19 protein-coding genes and 1 tRNA gene are annotated in these 22,327 nt (G+C 66.2%); 8 read left to right on the forward strand and 12 right to left on the reverse strand.

The genetic code is table 11. The features are described 5' to 3' along the window. The first annotated feature begins 161 nt into the window (after positions 1–161). Positions 162–1,043 carry a sigma-70 family RNA polymerase sigma factor gene (locus AB0H00_RS20690; protein ID WP_357268370.1) on the forward strand — a complete coding sequence of 294 codons (882 nt, stop codon included), beginning with the start codon at positions 162–164 and terminating at the stop codon, positions 1,041–1,043. Positions 1,044–1,324: 281 nt separating this feature from the next. On the opposite strand, the gene AB0H00_RS20695 is transcribed toward AB0H00_RS20690, so the two are convergent. The 4 genes from AB0H00_RS20695 to AB0H00_RS20710 form a co-directional block, all read right to left on the reverse strand. After that, on the reverse strand, positions 1,325–1,465 hold the full coding sequence (locus AB0H00_RS20695; protein ID WP_357268371.1) for a hypothetical protein: 141 nt from the start codon (positions 1,463–1,465) through the stop codon (positions 1,325–1,327). Between the two features lie 418 nt (positions 1,466–1,883). Further along, positions 1,884–2,876 carry an NAD(P)-dependent oxidoreductase gene (locus tag AB0H00_RS20700; RefSeq protein WP_357268373.1) on the reverse strand — a complete coding sequence of 331 codons (993 nt, stop codon included), beginning with the start codon at positions 2,874–2,876 and terminating at the stop codon, positions 1,884–1,886. A gap of 4 nt (positions 2,877–2,880) precedes the next feature. Further along, positions 2,881–4,347: a sodium:solute symporter gene (locus AB0H00_RS20705; RefSeq protein ID WP_357268375.1), complete on the reverse strand. Its 1,467-nt coding sequence runs from the start codon at positions 4,345–4,347 to the stop codon at positions 2,881–2,883. Positions 4,348–4,744: 397 nt separating this feature from the next. Then, on the reverse strand, positions 4,745–5,968 hold the full coding sequence (locus AB0H00_RS20710) for an FAD-dependent monooxygenase (RefSeq protein WP_357268376.1): 1,224 nt from the start codon (positions 5,966–5,968) through the stop codon (positions 4,745–4,747). 388 nt (positions 5,969–6,356) lie between these two features. Here AB0H00_RS20710 and AB0H00_RS20715 point away from each other — a divergent pair, with 388 nt between their 5' ends. Then, entirely contained in the window at positions 6,357–6,824 is a 468-nt protein-coding gene (locus AB0H00_RS20715) for a hypothetical protein (protein ID WP_357268378.1), read from the forward strand. Positions 6,825–6,999: 175 nt separating this feature from the next. On the opposite strand, the gene AB0H00_RS20720 is transcribed toward AB0H00_RS20715, so the two are convergent. Continuing rightward, positions 7,000–7,731 carry an SDR family NAD(P)-dependent oxidoreductase gene (locus AB0H00_RS20720; RefSeq protein WP_357268380.1) on the reverse strand — a complete coding sequence of 244 codons (732 nt, stop codon included), beginning with the start codon at positions 7,729–7,731 and terminating at the stop codon, positions 7,000–7,002. Positions 7,732–7,872: 141 nt separating this feature from the next. Further along, positions 7,873–8,178 carry a hypothetical protein gene (locus AB0H00_RS20725; RefSeq protein WP_357268382.1) on the reverse strand — a complete coding sequence of 102 codons (306 nt, stop codon included), beginning with the start codon at positions 8,176–8,178 and terminating at the stop codon, positions 7,873–7,875. Between the two features lie 125 nt (positions 8,179–8,303). Between AB0H00_RS20725 and AB0H00_RS20730 the strand changes: the two genes are divergently transcribed. Next, the gene (locus tag AB0H00_RS20730; RefSeq protein ID WP_357268384.1) at positions 8,304–10,940 is read left to right on the forward strand and encodes a hypothetical protein; all 2,637 of its coding nucleotides are present in this window, start codon (positions 8,304–8,306) and stop codon (positions 10,938–10,940) included. Between the two features lie 314 nt (positions 10,941–11,254). Here AB0H00_RS20730 and AB0H00_RS20735 read toward each other — a convergent pair. The 3 genes from AB0H00_RS20735 to AB0H00_RS20745 all read right to left on the reverse strand — a co-directional run bounded on the left by AB0H00_RS20735 (position 11,255) and on the right by AB0H00_RS20745 (position 14,321). Next, positions 11,255–11,328, reverse strand: a tRNA-Pro gene (locus AB0H00_RS20735). A gap of 60 nt (positions 11,329–11,388) precedes the next feature. Continuing rightward, positions 11,389–12,648, reverse strand: a complete 1,260-nt coding sequence (locus tag AB0H00_RS20740) for a hypothetical protein (protein ID WP_357268385.1) — start codon at positions 12,646–12,648, stop codon at positions 11,389–11,391. A gap of 710 nt (positions 12,649–13,358) precedes the next feature. Then, on the reverse strand, positions 13,359–14,321 hold the full coding sequence (locus AB0H00_RS20745) for a metallophosphoesterase (protein ID WP_357268387.1): 963 nt from the start codon (positions 14,319–14,321) through the stop codon (positions 13,359–13,361). Between the two features lie 133 nt (positions 14,322–14,454). On the opposite strand from AB0H00_RS20745, the gene AB0H00_RS20750 reads away from it, so the two are divergent. Next, positions 14,455–14,919: a GatB/YqeY domain-containing protein gene (locus AB0H00_RS20750; protein ID WP_357268389.1), complete on the forward strand. Its 465-nt coding sequence runs from the start codon at positions 14,455–14,457 to the stop codon at positions 14,917–14,919. Positions 14,920–14,978: 59 nt separating this feature from the next. Here the strand turns inward: AB0H00_RS20750 and AB0H00_RS20755 are convergent, their stop codons facing one another. Beyond that, positions 14,979–17,348, reverse strand: a complete 2,370-nt coding sequence (locus tag AB0H00_RS20755) for a transglycosylase domain-containing protein (protein WP_357268391.1) — start codon at positions 17,346–17,348, stop codon at positions 14,979–14,981. 369 nt (positions 17,349–17,717) lie between these two features. Here AB0H00_RS20755 and AB0H00_RS20760 point away from each other — a divergent pair, with 369 nt between their 5' ends. After that, positions 17,718–18,041 carry a WhiB family transcriptional regulator gene (locus AB0H00_RS20760; RefSeq protein ID WP_014981178.1) on the forward strand — a complete coding sequence of 108 codons (324 nt, stop codon included), beginning with the start codon at positions 17,718–17,720 and terminating at the stop codon, positions 18,039–18,041. Positions 18,042–18,128: 87 nt separating this feature from the next. Here the strand turns inward: AB0H00_RS20760 and AB0H00_RS20765 are convergent, their stop codons facing one another. Both AB0H00_RS20765 and AB0H00_RS20770 read right to left on the reverse strand, forming a co-directional pair. Further along, the gene (locus AB0H00_RS20765; RefSeq protein ID WP_357268393.1) at positions 18,129–19,268 is read right to left on the reverse strand and encodes an ArsA family ATPase; all 1,140 of its coding nucleotides are present in this window, start codon (positions 19,266–19,268) and stop codon (positions 18,129–18,131) included. Next, positions 19,265–20,284 (reverse strand): ArsA-related P-loop ATPase, encoded by a 1,020-nt coding sequence (locus AB0H00_RS20770; protein WP_357268437.1) that lies wholly within the window; start codon positions 20,282–20,284, stop codon positions 19,265–19,267. The genes AB0H00_RS20765 and AB0H00_RS20770 overlap by 4 nt, the downstream gene beginning before the upstream one ends. 380 nt (positions 20,285–20,664) lie before the next feature. Between AB0H00_RS20770 and AB0H00_RS20775 the strand changes: the two genes are divergently transcribed. The 3 genes from AB0H00_RS20775 (at position 20,665) to AB0H00_RS20785 (ending at position 22,263) form a co-directional block, all read left to right on the forward strand. Next, a complete protein-coding gene (locus tag AB0H00_RS20775) occupies positions 20,665–20,826 on the forward strand; it encodes a DUF4177 domain-containing protein (protein ID WP_327111756.1) in 162 nt (53 codons plus the stop codon). Positions 20,827–20,841: 15 nt separating this feature from the next. Next, entirely contained in the window at positions 20,842–21,300 is a 459-nt protein-coding gene (locus AB0H00_RS20780) for a RidA family protein (protein ID WP_357268395.1), read from the forward strand. Between the two features lie 171 nt (positions 21,301–21,471). Continuing rightward, a complete protein-coding gene (locus AB0H00_RS20785; RefSeq protein WP_357268397.1) occupies positions 21,472–22,263 on the forward strand; it encodes an MBL fold metallo-hydrolase in 792 nt (263 codons plus the stop codon). The last annotated feature ends 64 nt before the right edge of the window (positions 22,264–22,327 follow it).

A 22,327-nucleotide genomic window follows, 5' to 3' on the forward strand; every position in this document is an offset into this window, starting at 1 on the left:
TTCGAAGCGTCGACAAGCAGTTTTCGCCGCCTCCGGCTCCGCCTCTCGCGAACGCGGCCGCCAGGCGATCCGGACGGCGCAGGACGAACCAGCGAAGGGATAGGGTCACGTTTCCCGCCGCCGGTTCGTCATCGATGCGGGACGAAATCGAGGAGGACCCCGTGGACGATGAGCAGTTGCTGGCCGACCGGTTCGAAGAGCACCGCACCCACCTGCAGGCGGTCGCCTACCGGATGCTCGGCTCGCTCACCGAAGCCGACGACGCAGTACAAGAGGCGTGGCTGCGCCTGGCCCGCACCGACACCACCGACGTCGGCAACCTCGGCGGCTGGCTGACCACCGTCGTCGGACGGGTCTGCCTGGACATGCTGCGCACACGCAAGAGCCGCCACGAAGAACCCCTCGACACCGACCACTTGCCCGACCCGGTGATTACCAGCGAAACCACACCCGACCCGGAACGCGAAGCGTTGCTCGCCGACTCGGTAGGCCTGGCGCTACTGGTAGTGCTGGAATCGCTGAGCCCGGCCGAACGACTCGCATTCGTCCTGCACGACATGTTCGCAATGCCGTACGAGCAGATCGCACCGATCGTGGACCGCACCCCGCAGACCGCCAAGAAACTGGCCAGCCAGGCGCGGCGCCGGGTCCAGGGTGCGACACCGAGCACCGAACCGGACCTGCCCCGTCAACGCCGCGCCGTCGACGCCTTCCTCACCGCCGCACGCGGCGGCGACTTCGACGAATTACTCCGCATGCTCGACCCCGACGTGGTGTTGCGCGCTGATGCCGGCGAAGCGATGCGTGTCATCTGCGGCGCCGACGCCGTCGCCGGGCAAGCCGAAACTTTCCAGCGCATGGCCACCCTCTGCACCATCCACCCCGCAGTCGTCAACGGCAGCGCCGGACTGGTCAACACCATCGACGGCACCCCGTTCTCGATCATCAGCTTCACCGTCGCCGACGACCGAATCACCGTCATCGACATCCTCTCCGACCACAACCGCCTCACACACCTCGACCTGACCGCAATCCTCGGATAAAGCGACCCCGGAAACCAGACACGACGCCAGGCCCAGGACCCCGCGCTACGACTGTTGCGAACGCACAGACGGCGTGCGATCCGGCGATTCCGATCGCCAGATCGGCGATGATCCCGAATAGGGCCAGCGTAATTCGGTGTAAGCGGAACCGGGAGCGAGTGTCCGGCCGCACTGCGGGCTACTGAGCCATGGCGACTCGCCGGTCGGCGCAGTGCGCGTTCGACTCGAGCAATCTACGACTGATTGTAGTAGACCTGGCCGGGGTCGGCCAGGTCGGATTCCTACAGCAGGCCCCACCAGTAGAACAGGCTGGCCAGTATCCAGACCACCACGGTTTCCATCGTCGCTTCCGATCTTCTCGGCGCCCCTGTTTCCATCATCCCGCGAACCAGGGCCGCGTGGTGCGACTCGATGGGATCCACCCATAAAAGGACCCTACCTGCGGATTTGATCTTGCAAGGTGTTCTTAAGCGCGCGCCAAGCCCGCGCTTGCATTGTTGTTTGCGTCAACGCGGAACGACACCGGGAAGGACACCAAGCCACCACCGGGAGTGAAGACCCGGCGTGACCTGTCTCGAGAGGTGACAGGCTGCGTCGCAGGGGTGCCGCCGGGCCGGTCCACGAGGGGTGATCGGCCCGGCGGGCAATGGGGCGCGGACTCGTGTCACTTGCGCTGGCTCTTCCTGGAACTGACTGGCAACGAGAGGTGTTGCCAGCTGCCGAAGGTAACCACGGGTATGCGGCGAAAGTCTCCACCAGGACAGAGTTGGCCGGGTCCGTTTCGGAGGGGCCGCGGCCGGTCAGCGTCACAGTGAAACGGGTTTGTCAGTCTGACGGGCATTAGCGGCCTAACGTCACAGTGCCGTCCGACGACATCGACGGGGTGTCGGGACCGGTCCGTGACGAAGGTGTTTTGTTCAGCGCTGCGGCCACGTCTGCAGCGACATGCCGAGCGAGTTTCTCGGCGACGTCAGGCGAGTAGAAGGCCGCGTGCGGTGTGATCACGAGGTTCGGAAACGTAAGGATCGGATCGTCCGGCGCGGGCGGCTCCTGCGGGAGTACGTCGACCGCAGCGCCCGCAAGCCGGCCGCTGCGCAACGCTGCGCCGAGAGCATCGTGGTCGATCAGTTCTCCCCGGGAGACATTCACGAGATACGCGCCGAGTGACATGGCCGACAGTGCCGTGGCATCGACGATGCCTCGGGTCTCATCAGTCAGTGGAACGTGCAGACTTAGCACGTCGGCTCGACGCAGCAGCTCTGGCCAGTCGACCACGCCGAGTCCCTCGGCAACCAATTCCGGTGTGCGCGGATCGAGCGAACGCCCGCACACCAGCACGTCGATACCCAGTGCACGCGCCCGGCGCGCCACGGCCGCGCCGATCCGACCGAATCCGTAGAGGCCCAATACTGTTCCGGCGATCCGGCGCGGTGGTGACGCCGTGACGTCCCACCGTCCTGCCCGCACCGCCGAATCGAGCGACGCGGTCGAGCGGAGTAGGCCGAGAACGCTCGCCAGGGTGTGGTCGGCAACCTCCTCGGTGCAGTAGTCCACCGCGCGCGTGACCTGGATTCCGCGCGCCCGGGCCGCCCGCAGCGGAAGATGTTCGCATCCGGCCGATGTGGCGGACAGGACTCGCAGATCCGGCAACGCGGCAAGGTGCGGGTCACCGAGTCCCACAGTTTCCGGACCGACGAGCAAAGCGACAATCCCTGTGCCCGTCGGAATCTCCTTCGTCACGATCACGTCAACGGCAAGTCCCTCGGCGGCGAGGCACTCCGCGAACACTGGAGCGTAAATGAAATCGTCGAGCACGACGATCTTTTCGGCCATGGTGCTATCCGCCTATCGGTTGTGAGACGGCCTCGTCCTTTCCCGTGGTTCGGGCACCCCAGACGGACAGGACGCTCGCAGGCGTCTGCGGGGTCACCAGGCTGACTCCGACGAACACCACTGCCGCGCTCGCCAGTCCGACATAGACAGGTTCGTTGGCAAGTGCATCGCCGACCGTGTACATGGTCGACAAGGTAGCGACGATGCCCACGCCCATCGCGGCCATCGCGGCGGCTCCCGTCGCCCTCTTCCAGGCCAGACCGCCGAGGATGGGTACGAGTAGTCCGCCGACCAGAATGTCGTATGCGATGGTCAAGGCTGAGACAATGTCGTGGATCAGGGCGGCGAGTACGACGCAGACCACACCAATCCCGATGACGTACCAGCGATTGCCGCGGAGGTCGGCTTCCGTCGTCCCGGTGTCCAGTTCTCGCTTCGGGCGCCCAGTGATCCGCGTGAGCATCGGCATTACATCCTGGCGTGCGACCGTCGCAGTCGCTATCAGGGCGCCCGAGGACGTCGACATCATCGCCGCCACTGCCGCCGCGAGCACAATGCCGCTGAGTCCAACCGGCACGCTGTGCTGGGCTACCTCGGCATAGACGTCGTCCTTGGCCGCGATGCCGGGAAACGCCGCGGACGCGGCAAGACCGATTGCGGCGCCCGCGACACCGTAGAGCAGGCAGTAGACTCCGGCCGTGACGCCACCCCAACGGGCCACCCTCGGAGACTTCGCGGTGAATACCCGCTGCCAGATGTCCTGTCCGATAAGGATTCCCAGGGTGTACACGACGAAGAAGGTGACGATCTTCCCGACGCCTATAGTTCCGATTCCGAATGCTGCATCGCCCACCCGTTCGCGGATTCCCGCATAGCCGCCTGCTTTGTGCCATGTGAAGGGGAGCATCAAGACGAAGATTCCGGTCGTCTTGACAACGAACTGGACGATGTCGGTCAGCGTGATCGACCACATGCCACCCATCGCCGAGTATGCGACGACGACAAGGCCGCCGACGACAACGGATGCCGTCCGATCGGCTCCGAAGACAACGGTGAAGACGCTCGCGTAGGCAATCGTCGATGTCACTGTGACCATCAGCGTGTAAGACATCATCACAATGCCGGACGCCGCGGTGAGGTCGACACCGTATCGCAGCGTGAGCATTTCCGACACGGTGTACACACGCAGGCGTTGGATACGGGACGCGAAGAGCAGACCGAGCAGCAATACACCCGTACCGATCGATACCACCAGCCACATGCCGGAGATGCCGTATCGATAACCGAGGCCGACACCACCGACCGTGCATGCGCCACCGAGAACCACGGCGCACATCGTGCTGGTATAGAACACGCCTCCCAGCCTGCGGCCTGCAACAAGATAATCACTGGTGTTCCGGGCACGGCGTTTTCCCCACCAACCGACGCCGAGCATCGCCGCCAGATAGATCAGAATGATCGAGAGGTTCAAGCGCAGGCTCCTCCGCCGCGATCCAGAGCGGCTTTCTCAGTTGCCGCGCTGGTCCGATAGCCCCAGAGCCTAATGTCAACCGCGCCGATCGGGACATACTTCGCCGCGTCCCATCGGCACCACAGGGCATGAAACCGCCAGCAGCGCAACGCAGCTCGCGATTAGCTCGAACCTGTTGGACCAGCCCTCGTGCTGATGCCGGCGATGGCGACCGGCACGGCAGGCACACTCGGCGTTCAGCTCAATGTGATTGACTGCCAGTGTATTCCGGCCATACGGCCTTCATGGCAGCCGCCCCGTCGACCGAGTACCAACCGATGCATAGTGCCGCATATTCTGTGCACCGTTCGACAGCAGGATGTTGACCGGGCCTTGCGGAGACGGCCCGGTCGATGCCCTAGCGGCCGACGTTCAGTTCTGCGTAGTCGGGCAGGTCGTAGGACTCGGTCTCGGCGAGCATTCTCATCATGACCGGTCGCATCGGCTTCGAAGTCATCAGCTTGCTGAAGGTCTGACCGGCGCGAATACCGAAGCGTGACTTGGGGGTCATGGCCCGCACGCCGCCCGGCTGTAGCTTCTGCGCGGCCTTGACGAAGGGGCGCAGCACCTCTTCGTAGCGGGCCAGAGCCTGCTTCGGATCGCTGATGTGCGCGGCGATCTCACCGGCGAGGACGTACGCACCGACCAGTGCCATGGCGGTGCCGTGGCCGGTGAGCGGCGAGCCGCAGTAGCCCGCGTCGCCGAGTAGCGTCACCCGGCCCTCGACCCAGGTCGGCATGTCGATCCGGGCGAGCTCGTCGAAGTAGAAGTCCGGTGCGTCGGCCATCGCGGCGACGATGCGGGCCGACTCCCAGCCGCCGCCGGCCAACCGCTCACGGATCAAGTTCTGCTGAGCCGTAATGTCCCGGCGCAGTGCGGGATCCGCCGGGCAGCGCAGCACGACCAGCGCCTTGCAGGTGGCCGGGTCGGCGTCCGGTCGCAGGCCGAGCCCGGTGGCGCCGACCAGCGAGTGCATCGTGAACCAGTGCGGCTCCAGATCTTTCGGCCGCGCCAGGGTGAAGAAGGACATGTATCCGCCCAGATAGGTGGCGAATCGCTCCTCGGGACCGAACACCATCCGGCGGGTAGCGGAGTGCAGACCGTCCGCGCCGATCACGATGTCGAACCGCCCGGCGGCGCCGGAGGCGAACGTCACGTCCACGCCCGCGTCATCCTGCCGGACCTCGGTGATCCATTCGCCGTAGCGGTAGTCGACGCCTCCCTCGGCGGCGACCAGATCGAGCAGTACCTGGTTGAGATCGCCACGGGTGATCTCGATTTCGGCGACGCCGCCCCTGCCTTCGAAGAGTTCGGCGGACATGCGCAGGATCTCGCGACCCTCGGCATCGACATAACGCATGCCGCGCTCATCCAGCTGACAGTCACGGATCCCCGGCATCAGCCCCATCCGCTCGGCCACCTCGCGGCTCGGACCGCGCAGGTCGACGGCCTGTCCGCCGGGGCGCGGTGCCGTGGCCCGCTCCACGACCGTGACCGGGATACCGGCCCGAAGCAGTTGCAGCGCAACGGCGTTACCGCCGATACCGCCGCCGGCAACAAGAACACGGGGCTGAACGCTCATTGCTGAATTCCTCCGACTCACACTTCATCCAAATGTCTTAGACATATGTCTAACACAGTCTGGTACAGGTGTCTAGCACAAATGTCTAAGAATGAGTGTCGCATGGTTTACGCGACCATGTGCCACTCGCGGCGGGAGAACGGTTATCGGTGGTGTTGGAGGTAGATGGGCCAGCTTTCCGTGGCCATCCAGCTGGGATGCGGATACGCAAGATGCAGCGGGTACTACCGCGATGCACCATGATTCAAGGAGTTGTGCCGCGCTCGGCGGTCGAACACGCTGGCGGCGCTGTGTTTTATGCGGGGACAGATCGAAACAGAATCCGGCGTTGGTTCGACAGAGTTGTCGGGTCGGTTGTCTACATCAGCGATTTCACCGAGGAGATGGCATGAAGCGCAGTATGAAGTTCGCCGGGATCCTGGCCGCCGCAGCAGTGGCGCCGATCATCCCGGCCGGCAACGCCGGAGCCGACGATGGCACGCTCTATTTCTCGGCAGGCAGCATGAACTGCGCGATTTTCGGTGACGGGAGCGTCGGGTGTGATCTGGGATCTCCCCTTCGCCTGAGCTACACTGTCGGCACCGCCTACCTTCCGCTGTCGATTCCGATCAACGAGATCCTGATCGACCAGCCTTGGCTGCCCGCGCATCCCACCTTCGATGGGGGCACGCCGTACACGCTGGCCGGCGGCAATCCCAGCATCTACGACCTGAAAACCGGCCAAGACATGTGGGGGCCGGTCGTCGAGCACGCGGGGTCGTCGTGCCGAATCGGTTTCCACGGGAGTTTCACCTGCAACGCGAAGGGGCGGGGATTCAGCGCATACAGCGGCATCATCTCCGCCGCGATCCCGTAATTCGAGTGTGAGATAAGGGCATGTCATCGGCGGTGAGCCGGTGCTCGGGACGCGGAGTATTGCACCGCCGCCGTCACGCGTCGGCCGCTGGTGAATCTGTTTACCGCCCGCGGGTTTTCGTGCCCTGCGGATGAGCGAACATCGCCTGACCGGGCACCGCCGCCTCTGCCCGGATCTACCGCGGCGCCTCGGCGGCTCGGCCGGCGACGTCGAGACGGATGGCCTGCGCGGTCACCGCGCTCGCCGCCGCGCTTGCCAGGTAGGCGACCACCTCCGCGGGCTGGCTCATCGCCGCGACGACCGCCCCGAGCTCCGCGTTCCCGGTCTCGGCGACACCGTGGCTGACCGTGTTGACGGTGATCCGCCGCGGCGCGAAGTCCGGTGCCACAGCCTGACCGAGCTGTTCGACGGCGCCGCGGGTGGCGTCGTAGAGCGCGCCGCGTGGGCTTGCGGAGTCGCAGACGGTGATGATCCGGCCGTCGTCGGCCAGGTGCTGCGAGGCCAGCTGCATGCCGTGGAACACGCCCCGCACCATCATCGCGAAGCCGAGGTCGAACGACTCCCCGCTGATCTTCGCGAACGGTTCGGCATCGGGCACCGTCGCGGTGCTCACCAGAAGGTCCCACTGACCGCAGTCCTCGAGCAGCACCTGTACCAGCTCCTCGTATTCCGCGCGGTCGCCGATATCCGCCGCGAGCCCGAGCGCGGTGCCGTCGGCGGCCGTGATCTCCTTGATCACGTCCGCCGCCGGTTCCGGGAAATGCGGATGATGGACAACAACTTTCGCCCCTTGCGCGGCAAGCGTTTTCGCGATCGTTCGTCCGATCCCGGTGTAGGCCCCAGTGACAAGTGCCGTCTTCCCGGACAGCGGTTTGTCTGTGCGGACACCATCGACGGGCTTGCTCATGTGCCGACCTTTCGCCGATTGCGGAAACAATGTCTCAGGATGGTATTCGTCGCGCGGCGGACGATGTCGCCGACAGCCCGCGTACCTGATCGGGCGCGTCGTGCGCCGGACCGGCTTGCTTGTTCCGCGCCGCATCGAACACTAGCCGCCGATCGTATTCGCGTCAGGAACATCGGAAATGGCAGGCGATTGCAGTAGCTGTGGTGCGGGAAGCGTGGTCATAATGCCCAGGTCGGGTCGCGCGGATGCGTAGAAGCGGTCCCTGGCATCCGACGCCCGGATCAGAGCCTGGCGGATGACCTCGGCGGACACCGCGGTGTCGTTGTGTAGCACGCGCAGTTCCCAGACCTTCTGCTGCCAGTCCCGCGCTGCCTCGACCGTCAAACCGTCGGCGAGCAGCAGGATCGACTCGAGTAGATCAGCGCGCGCGTCTTCCGCGGCTGCCAAGAGTGGCCAGCCTTCGGACATGGACAACGTCTCATGGCCAGGCCATAGCGGCGACATCACCCGACTCATGAGTCGCCCACTTCTTGGGGTTCGAGCGTTCGTTTGTGGGGACTATGCTCCCGTATGTGCACGCTAGGCGTCGGGAACGCGTAGTTCCCGTCCCCACACACAGCTTCGTCGGCCGAGACCGTGAGCTGGAAAAGATCAACACTCTCCTGCTCGGCCCGGCCCGGTTGATCACGCTCACCGGGGCGGGCGGGATCGGGAAAACCCACTTGGCTGCTGAAGCGGTGCGCCGGTTCGGGCAAGCCGACGCCGGCGGGAGGCGAGTGTTCTGGGTGCGGCTTGCGCGGCTGGCCACAGGCTCGGACACAGCCGCGGTCGAAGAAGAAGTTGCCCGTGCGGTGATCGAGGCCGACTTCTCCGGACGATCGGCAGGAGATGCTCTCGTCGACACCCTCACCCGCCCAGACCCGAGCGGGCGCTTTCCACGCACCGTGCTGGTACTGGACAACTGCGAGCACGTCCTCGGCGGGTGTACTCGCGTGGTCAGCAACCTCCTCGACGCGGTGCCGGATCTGACTGTCGTAGCCACCAGTCGTGAACCCCTCGGCTGGGTCGACGAATACCTGATCGCAGTCCCGCCTCTGTCGGACGGTCACGCCCTGGCGCTGTTTCGACACCGCGCCGAACTCACCGAGCACCCCGTCACCGGCATGGGCCAGACCGCGACGGCCGCCGAAATATGCCGCCGCATAGACAACCATCCGCTCTACATTCAGTTGGCGGCCGCACGGCTGCGTCATCAATCTCTGGCGATGATCCTGAACGGACTCACCGGCCACGCCGACGACACCCGCCTGCGCTGGTCGCATGGCCCCGACACGGGCGCCGACCCGCGACATCGAGCGGTCACCGACGTCATCTCCTGGTCCTACAACCTGTGCAGCGACAAAGAGCGGCTGCTCTTCGAACGCCTGTCCGTCTTCGCCGCAGGCTTGGCCACCAACCCTGACGACATCGATGGCAACGTGGCTTGGGAAGTGGGAGCCGACCTCGACGCCATCGAAACCATCTGTGCCGACGATGAGAACACCGACGGCGAGGGTAGTGCCACAGACGCCGACAGCCCTGGTGTGGTCCTGGCCCGGCGGGAGATCGAACCCTTGCTCGAACGTCTAGTCGATCGCTCGCTGGTGTCGGTGCACATGACACCGACTACAGTGCGGTATTCCCTGGTGGAGAGCCTGCGGGTGTTCGCGCAGGACCGACTACGTCGTGGCGTCACCCCAGAAACGGACGAACCGACTCGGTTGGTCGGCCGACACCTCCGCTACTACCACGACAAAATCGCCTACGTCGCAGCCAACTGGTTCAGCCCGGAAGGGCACCGCCTGCTGGAGTGGACGCGAGCAGCCTGGGCCAATATTTTGACAGCGATCGAGGCCAGCATCGCCACCCCGGGCCAGGCCGCTGTCGGTCTGGAAATCTGTCTCGGGCTCACTGCGCCGCAATCGGCCGGCGCAGGGGGCGTGGTAGGAGAGATGTGTCGCTGGACTCAACGTTGCCTCGATGCCACCCGGGCCTTGTCCCCGCAGCCCACCGAACTCCAGATCGGGGCCATGGCCGCCATCGCATTGCTCGCATTGCTCCAAGGCTGTCACGACGATGCTGAGCGGATGCTCGAGGACTGTGTCGCCGCCTGCCTCCCCGACGCGGAGGCCAGGCGGAACTGGCGGCACACCACCGAAACCGATATCGGCCTGCCCGCGCCCATCGAATACGCGTGGGGGTTCGAGCTGCTGGTCATACACCGCGATGTCCGTGCCACCGCCGTCTTCACTCGCGCTCGGGACAAATTCGCGGCCCTCGGTGACTACGGCGCTGCGTCAAGGGGTGAAGCGGCCGCGGCTGTGACCGCGGGCCTGTTGGGAACTGCGCAACAGGCTCACGAGATCACCCGGCGTTACTTCGACCGCGCGAGCGTATCCGGGTCGCCGTGGGAAAAATCCTTGGCCGAATTCGCCTTGGCGATCGCCTTGACCAGAGGCAGCGGCAACCCCACCGAAGCGCTGGCCCTCGAACGGGCCTCGCTGGTCTATCAACTCACCGCCGGTGACCAGTGGGCCGGGTGGCTGGTGGTGGAGTCTCGAACCTGGTCGTTGGCGCGCCTCATCGCCGACGCGCTCACCGCCGGCAACCGGGACCGCGACACACTGATCGCCCTTGCCACCGAAATCGCCCACCTGGCCGGCGGAGCCGGAACTTTACGAACCAGGCTCGGCATCACCCTCGAAAAGAATGCGCCGTTCGCCGCCGAATCCGCCAAAGCCGTCGCCGTCGCTCGCCAGGTGCTCGGATCCGACGAATTCGCAGCCGCGGAAACCCGGGGTAGCCTTTTGCGTCCGGAACTCGACGAGGTGCAGCGGTTGGCCCTGGGCGCATTGACCATCGCCACCCAACCGGGCAAGGCCACCGCATCGCACTGGCACGAGCTGAGCTCTGCCGAACAGCAGGTCGCGATCCTGGCTACGGCCGGATGGACCAACTCCGCCATCGCCGCCCGCCGCGGAAAATCGGTCAGAACCATCGATGCCCAAGTGGGCGCGATCCTCCAGAAACTAGCCATCGCCTCACGTGGGGACATCATCGACCACATCCCCGAAGGCATCATCGACCAGGTCCGAACCGAGACCATACGACGGCCACAGCGAAATCATCGGAAATCATCGGAAAGCACCCACCAGCCCGATAAAGACTGACCTCACCGCGACTCGGGCGCAGGAATTCGGGTAGGTGGGATGCCGCCCGCACAAGGTCGCGGTGGTACTCGGTCGCGAGAACGCCCGCACGGTAATGCACGTACTACGTGCGCCGGTTCGAGGATTCGGACTCGGTGCGCCAGATGATGGGTGACCTCGACAGTGACGGTGATGGCTCGGAAGGCGTGCTGGTGAGATGATTCCGAGCGGATGCTGGCCTACGAACGTCGGGTCGTTGTCTTCGTTCTCGGCAACAAAGAAGACCCCTGACTATGCGTACTGGTCAGGGGTCTTCTTGTCGTCTCAACCACGAGTCGGGGTGACAGGATTTGAACCTGCGACCTCTTCGTCCCGAACGAAGCGCGCTACCAAGCTGCGCCACACCCCGTGAATCGAACCTGCAGTAGCTTACAACAGGGTGGGGTGAGACGTTAAACCGGCAGGTCAGTCAGCCTTCGTGGGGCCGGATGCTGGTGAAGATTCGCTTGGCGGTCTCGGCGTCCAGGGCGTTGGGGACGCCGGTGTCGGCGACGATCACCATGACGAAGTTTCCGTTGTCACTGGGAAATGCGACGGTATATACGGAGTACGCCGTGGCGCAACCGGGCTTGACCTGGCTGGCGGTGCCCTTGGTTTCCACGAACATGCCGTGCTGTGATCCGTCCAGCGACGCCAACGGTACGGGCGCGCTCGGGGTGCCGCCGGGGGATTCCTTGTAGGCGAGCTTGGCTGTCTTCGTGCCGAGTTCGGTTGCCGCTCTTGCCGAATCGGCGTCGTTCGAGCCGGTGAGGAACGCGACGGTTCGGGTCGAGCCAGGGCAGTAGCCCTTGCCCTCGCTGGCGTAACCCTTGCCCCCGACTGCGTTGGGCGGCTCGCCGAAGCCGCCGACGGTGCCCCGCGGAGCGACGGTCCAGTCGGCGGGCACGTCGTAGGCCGCGCCGCGGTCCGGTGCGACGACCACCTGGTAGCCCGGGATGAGCGGGGTCTCATTGCCCGCGGCGCCCACGGTTGTCGTCGGCGCAGGTGTAGTCGTCGTCGGTGCGGAGCTGTGTGCGGCCCCCGTGGTGGTCAGTGCGCTCACCATCGATGGTGAGGTCTCCTGCGCGGAATCCGATCCGCGCTTGGCCAGCACCACCGCCGTTACCGCGACACCGGCCACCAGCAGCACGACCAGCCCGACCAGCAGCACGGTCTTGCCTCGGCCGCCGGAGTTCGGCCCATACCCTGAAAACCCGGCCTGCGGAGGGTACTGGGCGCCGCCGTAGCCGGATCGGTATCGCTCGAGCGGGATCACCTCGCCGTACTGCTCCGGCCCGCTGTGAGCTGGTTGCCATTGCAAGTTCGGATCCGGCTGCCCGAACCGGTCGGCGCTCGGAAATCCGAGCACGGTCGGTGTGCTGTTCTCCGGACCACCTGGCCCCGGATTTCCGGCGTTCTGCTGCCAGCCACCGGACGACGCGGGCTGGTCGAGCGGACCTAGCGGTTGCCCGAGCATGGCCGGCATCGTCTCGTCGGTTCGGCCGGTCGCGCCCTGCCCGGGCTGCTTGTGAGCGGCGAGTGGCTGCGCCAGTAGAGTCGGGTCGGCCTGGCCGGACGTGGGTTGCGGGCTCGATGTCCACTGTCCGGCGCGCGGTCCGCCGAGCGACTGGGCCGGGAGCGTCGGGTCGGCTGGTGCGGCCGAGCCAGCACTGGGCGGCCACGAAGGCACGGCAGGCTCCGCGGAGTGGGGTTGCCACTGGAGCGTGGGCGCGGCTTGACCGCCCATTCCCGGCTGCCTTTGCATGGTGGGGTCGGGTTGAGCCGTCGGTCCGGACGCGGGTTGGTTCAGCTGGCCCAGTTGTTGCACGTCAGGCGTCTGTCCCGCCTGCCACGGAGAGAGCGGAGCGTCCCCTTCGCGTGATGGGTCGGGCGCACCGATCCCCGGCTGCCACTGCGAGGTCGGAGCGTACCGGTCATACCGCAGTTCCGCCTGTTGATGCCCTCCCGTGTTCGGATGCCCCTGCGGCGCGGGCTGAGCTGCATCACTTTCATCCGCTTGCTCATTCGAGCTTCGCCGCCATGGTGTGGTGGGACGGCCGGGCTCGTTCGCCGCGGGTTGCTCGGTCGCGCCAGGCCACCAGTGTGCGGAAGGAGTCGAGTGTCCTTCGGGGATCGGACTGCCCGACCATGCAGTGCCCGAAAAGTATTGTCCCTGTGGTGCTTCGGACGGCCCGGGTGCCACCGGATGCGCCCCGGAGTTCGGCAGGCCCGTGGGATCGGAATCGTCACGCGTCGAGTCAGGATCGAACTGTGCTGCCCCGAACGGCTGTTGCTGAGGAAGTCGCGGCGCACCGGGCCGTCCCAGAACCGTCGGGTCGTCGCGCCGGTCGTCGAATTCGCTCACGTTTCCCTACCTGACACTCGTCTCGGCAGGGGACCTTAGCGGGCGACGGCCTCCGACGCCGACACACCCTGGCCCGCCCCGGCTCCTGGACGTCTCGGCGGCGCGGCGACCAGCGTCAACAGGGTTGCCTCTGGGCGGCAGCAAAATCGGTACGGTGCCCACGGCGAGGTGCCGATGCCAGCGGAGACATGCAGCTGGGTGCGCCCACCCCACTTGGAGGGGCCCTTCACCCGGGACCGGTCGATGCCGCAGTTGGTGACGAGTGCGCCGTATCCGGGCAGGCATAGTTGGCCGCCGTGCGTGTGCCCTGCCAGCACCAGGTCGTAGCCGTCCTCGGCGAAGCGGTCCAGTACCCGCGGCTCCGGCGAATGGGTGAGACCGATCCGCAGTTCGGCCAACGGGTTCGGAGCGCCCGCGATGGTGTCGTAACGGTCGCGCTGCAGGTGTGGATCGTCCACGCCGGCGGTGGCGATCCGGATGCCCGCCACCTCGAGGTCGCGGCGGACGTGGGTCAGGTCGAGCCAGCCGCGCTCGGTGAAGGCCGCGCGCAGGTCCTTCCATGGCAGCGGAGCGCCGAAGGTGCGGCGGTGGTCCTTTTTGAAGTATTTCAGCGGGTTCTTCGCCACCGGCGCGAAGTAGTCGTTGCTGCCGAAGATGAAAAGGCCTGGACGCGAAAGCAATCCGCCAAGGGCCTGGACAACCGCGGGCACCGACTTCTGGTGCGAGAGGTTGTCGCCGGTGTTGACCACCAAATCGGGCTCCAGGCGGTCCAGCTCGCGCAGCCACTGCTGCTTGAGCTTCTGGCCCGGCATCATGTGCAGATCGCTGATGTGTAGTACTCGCAGCGATGACGACCCCGGCGCCAACACGGGCATGGTCGCCTCCCGCAGAACGAAGGCGTTGCGTTCGACCAGCGAGGCGTAGCCGATTCCGGCCACCGCGGCCCCGGCGGCTCCCAGCGCGGTGGTGCGTACAGCAGAGGTCGAGATCACGGGCATTTGCCCAGCATAGGTGACCCCGTGCGGGAGCGCCGGGTGTGTTTCCGCACAAGCTCGGGTTCGGACGCCGGGAAATCCGACAGCGGTGCAAATGTGGTGGGCCGGCCGCGACGGACCGGCTACCGTGAGCTGCATGTCGGAACTCAAATCGCAGCTGCGGACGGATCTGACCGTCGCGATGAAAGCCAAGGACACGCTGCGCCTTTCCACGTTGCGGATGCTGCTCGCGGCCATCCAGACCGCCGAGGTCGCAGGCTCGGAGGCACGTGAGCTCTCCGACGCCGAGGTCGTCGCCGTGCTGCAAAAGGAGTCGAAGAAACGCAACGAGTCCGCCGAGGTATACACGCAGGCTGGGCGCGGCGAACTGGCGGCGAACGAGCATGCCGAGGCGCGCATCATCGACGAATACCTGCCGACCCAACTGACCGACGCTGAAGTCGCCGACCTCGCCGACACCGCGATCGCGCAGGTGGCCGAGGAAATCGGTGAGCGGCCCGGCAAGCGCCAGATGGGCCAGGTCATGAAGATCGCCACTGGGCTCGCGGCAGGAAAGGCCGATGGTTCCCGTATTTCGGCTGCGGTGAAGGCACGGCTGTAGCGTCGCGTGAACCGCGAAAGGGGCCGCGAACCGGATGGTTCGCGGCCCCTTTCGGTCACTCAGCGCGGGAGCGGGATCGGAATCGGGATCGGTGGCAGCCGCGGTATCGGCAGCCCAGGCGGCCCCGGTGGCGGTCCCGGTGGCGGCCCGGGCGGCGGCGCTTCCCGCACGGTGCCATCGCTGATATAGAGAGTGATCACCGAACCTGGGATCGCCGAGCCGTTCGGCGCGGTTCCCATCACGGTGCCCTTGGGCTGCGACCCGGCGCCGGTCACCGACGTCACCTGGAAGCCGGCGGCGACCAGCGCGGAGGTGGCCTCGCCCTGGGTCTTGCCTGCGACGTCGGGCACCTGGGCGTTGTTCGAGCCGCGCACGTACTTGTCGTCCAGCGGCGGCAGCCCGGGTGCCGGGAACAGGGGTACCACCGGCTTGATCGCGTTGAACCAGGTGCGCGCCGGTTCATTACCGCCGAACAGATTGCCGTCGCCGCAACTGTGCAGCGGGAACGAGCAGATTTCGCCGGGTGTCGGGCTGTCGCCGTAGATGTAGGCCGCGGCGGCCAGCGAGTTGGTGAATCCGAGGAAGGCCGACGAACGGTGGCTCTCGGTGGTGCCCGTCTTGCCGGAGAGCGGGAAGTTCCAGCCCGCCGATCGAGCCGCACCCGCGGCCGTGCCGCTGGTGTCGTCCTTGCTCATCGCGTTGGCCAGGGTGTTCGCCAAACCTGGCTCGACGACCTGTTCGCACGCCTGCTGGGTCAGCGGCACCTGCCTGCCTTGGCGGTCGACGACATCCTTGATCGGGTTCGGCGGGCACCACCGGCCACCCGAGCCCAGCGTCGCGGCGACATTGGACAGCTCGAGCGGGTTGATCGCGACCGGGCCGAGAGTGAAGGAGCCGAGATTCTGGTCCTTGACCATGTCCGCCAGGCTTTGGTTGCCGTGGCCGGATGTGCCCGCCTCGGTGTAAGTGCGCATACCGAGCCGGATCGCCATGTCGACGGTCGGGGTGACCCCGACCGCCTGGATCAGTTTGACGAAGGCGGTGTTCGGTGAGGTGGCCAGCGCCTCGGTCACCGACATCGGCGACTTGTACTTGCCCGCGTTCTCGACGCAGTAAGTGGCCGGCGGGCAGCCGCGCGCACCACCGTTACCCATACCCTTGGCCTCGAATCGGCCGGGCACGTCGAGCTCGGCGTTGATGCCGAGGCCCTTTTCCATGGCCGCGGCGGCCGTGAAGATTTTGAAGATCGAGCCGGCGCCGTCACCGACCAGCGAGTACGGCTGGGGCTGCACGGTCTCGCTCGCGTCCCGGTTCAGGCCGTAGGTGCGACTGCTGGCCATCGCGAGCACCGGATGGGAGTCCGGCCCCGGTGCGACCACGGACATGACCTGTGCGATGTCGTCGAGGTTCGGGTTGGCTGCCTCCGTCACCGACCGTTTCACCGAGTCCTGCACGGCCGGGTCGAGCGTGGTCTTGATGAGATAGCCGCCCTTGTCGATCTGGTCGCGGCTGATGCCCGCGTTGGCGAGGTACTGCAGCGCGTAGTCGCAGAAGAAGCCGCGGTCGTTGGCCGCGATGCAGCCGCGCGGCAGGCCCTTGGGCTCCGGCAGCACCCCCAGCGGCTTGGCCTTGGCCTCACGGAACTCGTTGGCGCGGCTCGGGATGTTCTGGATCAGGGTGTCCAGCACCGTGTTGCGCCGGGCCAGCACGCCATCGGCGTTGGTGTACGGGTTGAGCTTCGAGGAGCTCTGCACCATGCCCGCCAGCATCGCGGCCTGCCAGATGTTCAGCTCCGCCGCGTCGACACCGAAGTAGGTCTGCGCGGCGTCTTGGATGCCGTAGGAGGAATTACCGAACGGGACGAGGTTGAGGTACCGAGTGAGGATCTCGTCTTTGGTCAGCTCCCGGTCCAGCGTGAGCGCCATCCGGATCTCACGGATCTTGCGGGCCGGGGTGGTCTCGATCGCGGCGCGGCGCTCGGCATCGGTCTTGGCGACCACGAGCAGCTGGAAGTTCTTCACATACTGCTGATCCAGCGTCGACGCGCCCTGCTGGACCTCGCCGCTGCTCGTGTTGGTGAGGAACGCGCGCAGCGTGCCCTGCCAGTCCACGCCCTCGTGTTCGGCAAAACGCCGGTCCTCGATGGACACGATCGCCAGTTTCATGTCGTTGGAGATCTTGTCGCTGGGGACCTCGAACCGGCGCTGCTCGTACAGCCAGGCGATCGGATTGCCCGCCGCGTCGACCATGGTCGAGACCGCGGGCACCGTTCCTTCCACCAACTCCGCGGAGACGTTGTCGACGGCGTCGGCGGCGCGGTTGGATACGAATCCGAAACCGCCTGCGAGCGGGAACAACAACCCGGCGACGAGCACGGCGGCCAGCGCACAGCTGCCAGCCAGCCTCGCGAGCGTATGTGTGATCGGCACGACCCCAAGACTACGGGGTGCCGTTCGCGTCTTCTTGGCGGCATTTGTCCGATGGCCGGAACTGGTGATCCGCGAACCGGCATGGGCGTGTCGTGGATTCAGCTCTGGCGTGTCGGGGAACGGCACATCCGGAATCTGCCTGACCGTCCTGTGTGAGCCCGACTTTGCAGGGACGGACGTACCAAAAAATCTCGGGACGGTCTTGCGCAAGCGCTATACCTTTACCTAGATTGAGAACCCAGTGTGATAGAGCTAACACTCAAATGTGGAATGTGGTGCACTGCGCAGCGGGGTTGGGTTGCTGCGGTGGTGACACGCGATTCTGGAGCGCCGTTGACCCGGTGTTCGGACTGCAAAGGGGCACACCAAATGCACATGACAACCCCCATCGCTCGATTGGACGTGGAGCAGGCCGAAGCAAGAATCGCCTGGGTAGCCCAGGCCCGATGCAAAGAAGTAGATCCCGATCAGCTGTTCGTCCGCGGTGCGGCGCAGCGCAAAGCGGCGACGATCTGCAGGCACTGTCCGGTGCTCATGCAGTGTGGTGCCGACGCCCTCGACAATCGCGTCGAGTTCGGCGTGTGGGGCGGCATGACCGAACGGCAGCGCCGCGCGCTGTTGAAGCAGCATCCGGAGGTGACATCCTGGGCCGATTTCTTCCAGGCCCAGCGGCAGCATCAGGTGGCGATGTAGCCCTAGCAGAACAACGAAACGGAGCCCGCGGAAGCGGGCTCGGTTTGGTTCGAAGGCGGTTGAACCGATAGCGGATACGCCTGAGTATCAGGTGGTTGCCTGGACGGTGCGGGTGAGCTGATCGCCGACGGCGCGCAGTGCGTCGAGATCGGACACCTCGAACGGAAGCGTGGTCACCGTGACGATCGGCACGCGGGGATGCGCGCCGGTGAAGCGGTGCAGCAGGTGCTGTTCCCGCTTGTCGGTGGCAACCCGTCGCGCATGGACGCGCAACACCGCCGCCGTGAGCGGATCGGACTCCGCGAGCTGGTCGGCGGCGGTCAGCGCGTGATCGGCCGACAGCGAGCTGAGCGCCGGATGCGTCCGATTCAGCACCAGCCCGGCCAGCGGCATGCGCTCGGTGGAGAGCCGATCGACGAAGAACGAGGCTTCGCGCAGAGCGTCCGGTTCCGGTGCCGCGACCACCAGGAAGTGCGTGCCGGGCTTCGACAGCATCGCGTAGGTGCGGTCGGCGCGGTCCTGGAAGCCACCGAACAGAGAATCCAGCGACTGTAGGAAGTTCGACGCGTCCTTGAGCATCTGCCCGCCGACGATGGTGGACACCGCACGCACGGCCAGGCTCATCGCACCGGTCACCAGCCGGGTGACGCCGCGGCCCGGCGCCATGATCACCCGGATCATGCGGCCGTTGAGGAAGTTGTTCAGACGCTTCGGCGCGTCCAGGAAGTCGAGGGCGTTGCGCGAGGGTGGGGTGTCCACCACGATCAGGTCCCACTCGCGCCGGTGGGCCAGCTGGCCCAGCTTCTCCATAGCCATGTATTCCTGCGTGCCCCCGAAGGACGACGCGACGGTCTGATAGAAGGGGTTGGCGAAGATCTGCTCCGCCTTCTCGGGGCTGGTGTGCTCGAGCACCATGTCGTCGAACGTGCGACGCATGTTGAGCATCATGGCGTGTAGCTCGCCCTTGGCTTCCGGGCCCAGTGCGACTCGCTGGGGGCTGTTGTCCAGGTCGGCGACGCCGAGTGACTGGGCTAGCCGGCGGGCCGGGTCGATCGTGAGCACCACGACCTTGCGCCCCTGCTCGGCCGCACGCAACGCGATCGCCGCGGCGGTGGTTGTCTTCCCGACGCCGCCGGAGCCGCAGCAGACCACCACGCGCGCCGACGGGTCGGCGAGGATTTTCGACATGTCCAGCGGGGCCGCGACGGAGGGGCTCGGCGTGCTCATCGGACTCCCTGCGCGCTGAGATGGTCGGCTAGTTCGTACAGTCCGCCCAGGTCCATCCCGTCTGCGAGAGCGGGCAGGTAGAGCCGGGTCACGTCGACCTTGGCCAGCTCCGCCGCGCTGTCGTCTTGTGCGCGCAAAATGGCCGAGTGTTCGGCGGTTTCGGTGATCAAGCCCTGGAAATCATTGTCCGACAATGTGATTCCTGCGGAGCTCAGGCCGGCGCGGATGGCGTCGGAGTCGAGATCGCCCTGCGCGGCCCGTGCACGCAGGGCGGGCGGCAGCTGGCCCTCGGTCGCGCGATTCACGATCACCGCGCCGATGCGCAGGTCGGCGGCCGTCAGCTCAGCGACGGCGTCGGCGGTTTCCTGTACCGGCAGCGCCTCCAGCAGTGTGACCAGGTGAATCATGGTCTGATCCGAGTGCAGCAGCTTCGAAACGCCCTCGGCCTGCGAGGCGATCGGCCCGCCCTTGGCGACCTCTAGCATGGCCTGGGTGACGTCGAGGAAGCTTGCGATCCGCCCGGTCGGCGGCGCGTCGACCACGATTTCGTCGTAGACCCGCTTGCCGGACTTGTCCACGCGGACCGCGCATTCTTTGATCTTTCCGGTCAGGATGACGTCGCGAAGACCGGGCGCGATCGTGGTGACGAAATCGATGGCGCCCATCCTGCGCATCGCCCGTCCCGCGAAGCCCAGGTTGTAGAACATGTCGAGGTATTCGAGAAAGGCGTGCTCGATATCCAGTGCCAGCGCGGCCACCTCGCCGCCACCGTCGGCGGTGGCGATCCTGGTTTCGGTCGGCGGCAGCGGCGGCAGATCGAACAGTTGCGCGATCGACTGCCTGCTTTCCACCTCCACCAACAGCACCCGGCGGCCCCCCGCGGCGAGCGCGAGTGCCAGCGCCGCCGCCACCGTCGACTTGCCTGTGCCCCCTTTGCCGGAGACGTAGTGCAAGCGGGCCTTTTCCGCGCGCTTCGGCCACCCTGTGTCCAGCCCCGGCTCCGCCGAAAGCGGCACTACTGTTGGTACTCCCACGCTCGCGAGCCTATAACCCGTTCTGGGTTCCCGTCCGAGGGATCCGGCGAGTCTCGAGTCCAGGACCGGCAGCTGTATCAGACAATGCTGCTGGGGCACCGCTCCCCGAAACGGCACGACATAGGGACACGTCAGGGCTGGTGTGATGCGCGAACCGTCGCCGGATCGAGGACATACCGTCGTCGCTGGTGATCATGGGGCGCAGCGGGAATTGGTGCCATAGGGCCGACCCGGGTGTGACGTAGGAAACGCCAGCTTTGCCCATGCGCAAGGCCGCCGCCAGGGATCGGCGACAGAGCGATCCCAGTGTTCGGTGACGCACTGACGCAGCGCTGCAAAACGAACACAGTACGCTCTCGCACATGAGTGATGCGACCTTGTGGGAGTACGCGACCGTGCCGCTGCTGACGCACGCGACCAAGCAGATTCTCGACCAGTGGGGTGCCGACGGCTGGGAACTGGTCACCGTCCTGCCCGGCCCGACGGGCGAACAGCACGTTGCCTACCTCAAGCGGCCCAAGTAGAGAGGGGATGACGCAGTGACCCAGTGGGAGAAGAATCTCGCCGAGCTCGGATTGACCCTACCCCCGGTTGTGGCCCCGGTCGCCGCCTACATTCCTGCGATCCGCACGGGGTCGCTCGTCTACACCTCCGGCCAGTTGCCGTTCGTGGACGGTGAGTTGTCCGCGGTTGGCAAGGTCGGCGCCGAGGTCTCGATCGAGGCGGCCAAGGAAGCGGCGCGGCTGTGTGCGCTGAACGCGCTGGCCGCGGTGCACGATCTGGTCGGGCTGGACGCGGTGGTGCGGATTGTGAAGGTGGTCGGATTCGTGGCGTCCGCACCGGGATTCGGTGAGCAGCCGGTGGTTGTCAACGGCGCGTCGGAGTTCCTGGGCCAGGTGTTCGGCGATGCGGGCAAGCATGCCCGCTCCGCCGTGGGTGTGGCCGAACTTCCCAGGAACACTCCGGTCGAGGTCGAATTGATCGCCGAGGTGCTGTGATATCGGCCGCACGGGCGCGATCGTGAGACTCGCGCTGTGCGGGGAGTGGCAAGTTTCACTCCGCTCCACTCCGGATTCTGTCGATGTCCGCAGAGGATGCGCTCTGGACACGAGTCGGCGTAAACGAATGTTCGGGTAGATCTACCCTCTTTCACTCGAGGAAAATGTGGCATGGCGCCCGAGCACCCTGCGTATGGTCAGTTGCGGCGAGTCACCCCGACGGCGGCGGTGCTGCTCGCCGACAATCCGGGGCCGATGACACTGGAGGGGACCAACACCTGGATACTGCGCGCTCCGGGGCGATCGGACTGTGTGGTGGTCGATCCGGGGCCCAAGGACAAGCCGCACGGTACGGCGATCGCCGAGGCCACCGGCGGCGAGATCGCCCTCGTCCTGATCACCCACCGCCACCACGACCACACCGGCGGCATCGATCGGCTGGTCGAGCTGACCGGAACACCGGTGCGGGCAAAGGATCCCGGCTTTCTGCGGGGCTCGGACGCGCCCCTGGTGGACGGCGAGGTGGTCGAGGCGGCGGGTTTGCGGATCACCGTGCTGCACACGCCGGGCCACACCGGCGACTCGGTGAGCTTCGTCCTCGACGATGCCGTGCTGACGGGCGACACCATTCTCGGCGCGGGTACCACCGTGCTGGACTCCAGCGACGGCACCCTGGCGGACTATCTGTCGTCGCTGGACAAGCTGGTCGAGGCGGGCAAGGGCAAGGCGCTGCTGCCCGCGCATGGCCCGGACCATCCCGATCTGGAGCCGATCGCGCGGTACTACATAACTCATCGGCAGGAGCGGCTCGACCAGGTACGTGCGGCATTGCGGGTGCTCGGGCCGGACGCTGGCGCGATGGCGGTGGTGCGGCGCGTGTACGCCGACGTGGACAAGCGGCTGTGGCCAGCCGCGCGCAGCTCGGTGCGGGCGCAGCTGGAATACCTTCGGACGCACGGCTGACCAGGAAGACGACAACAGCACGCCGGGTTCAGTGGAGCGCTGAATCCGGCGTGCTGTGCGTTGT

This window comes from Nocardia sp. NPDC023852, from assembly GCF_040639505.1.
Classification (GTDB): Bacteria; Actinomycetota; Actinomycetes; order Mycobacteriales; family Mycobacteriaceae; genus Nocardia.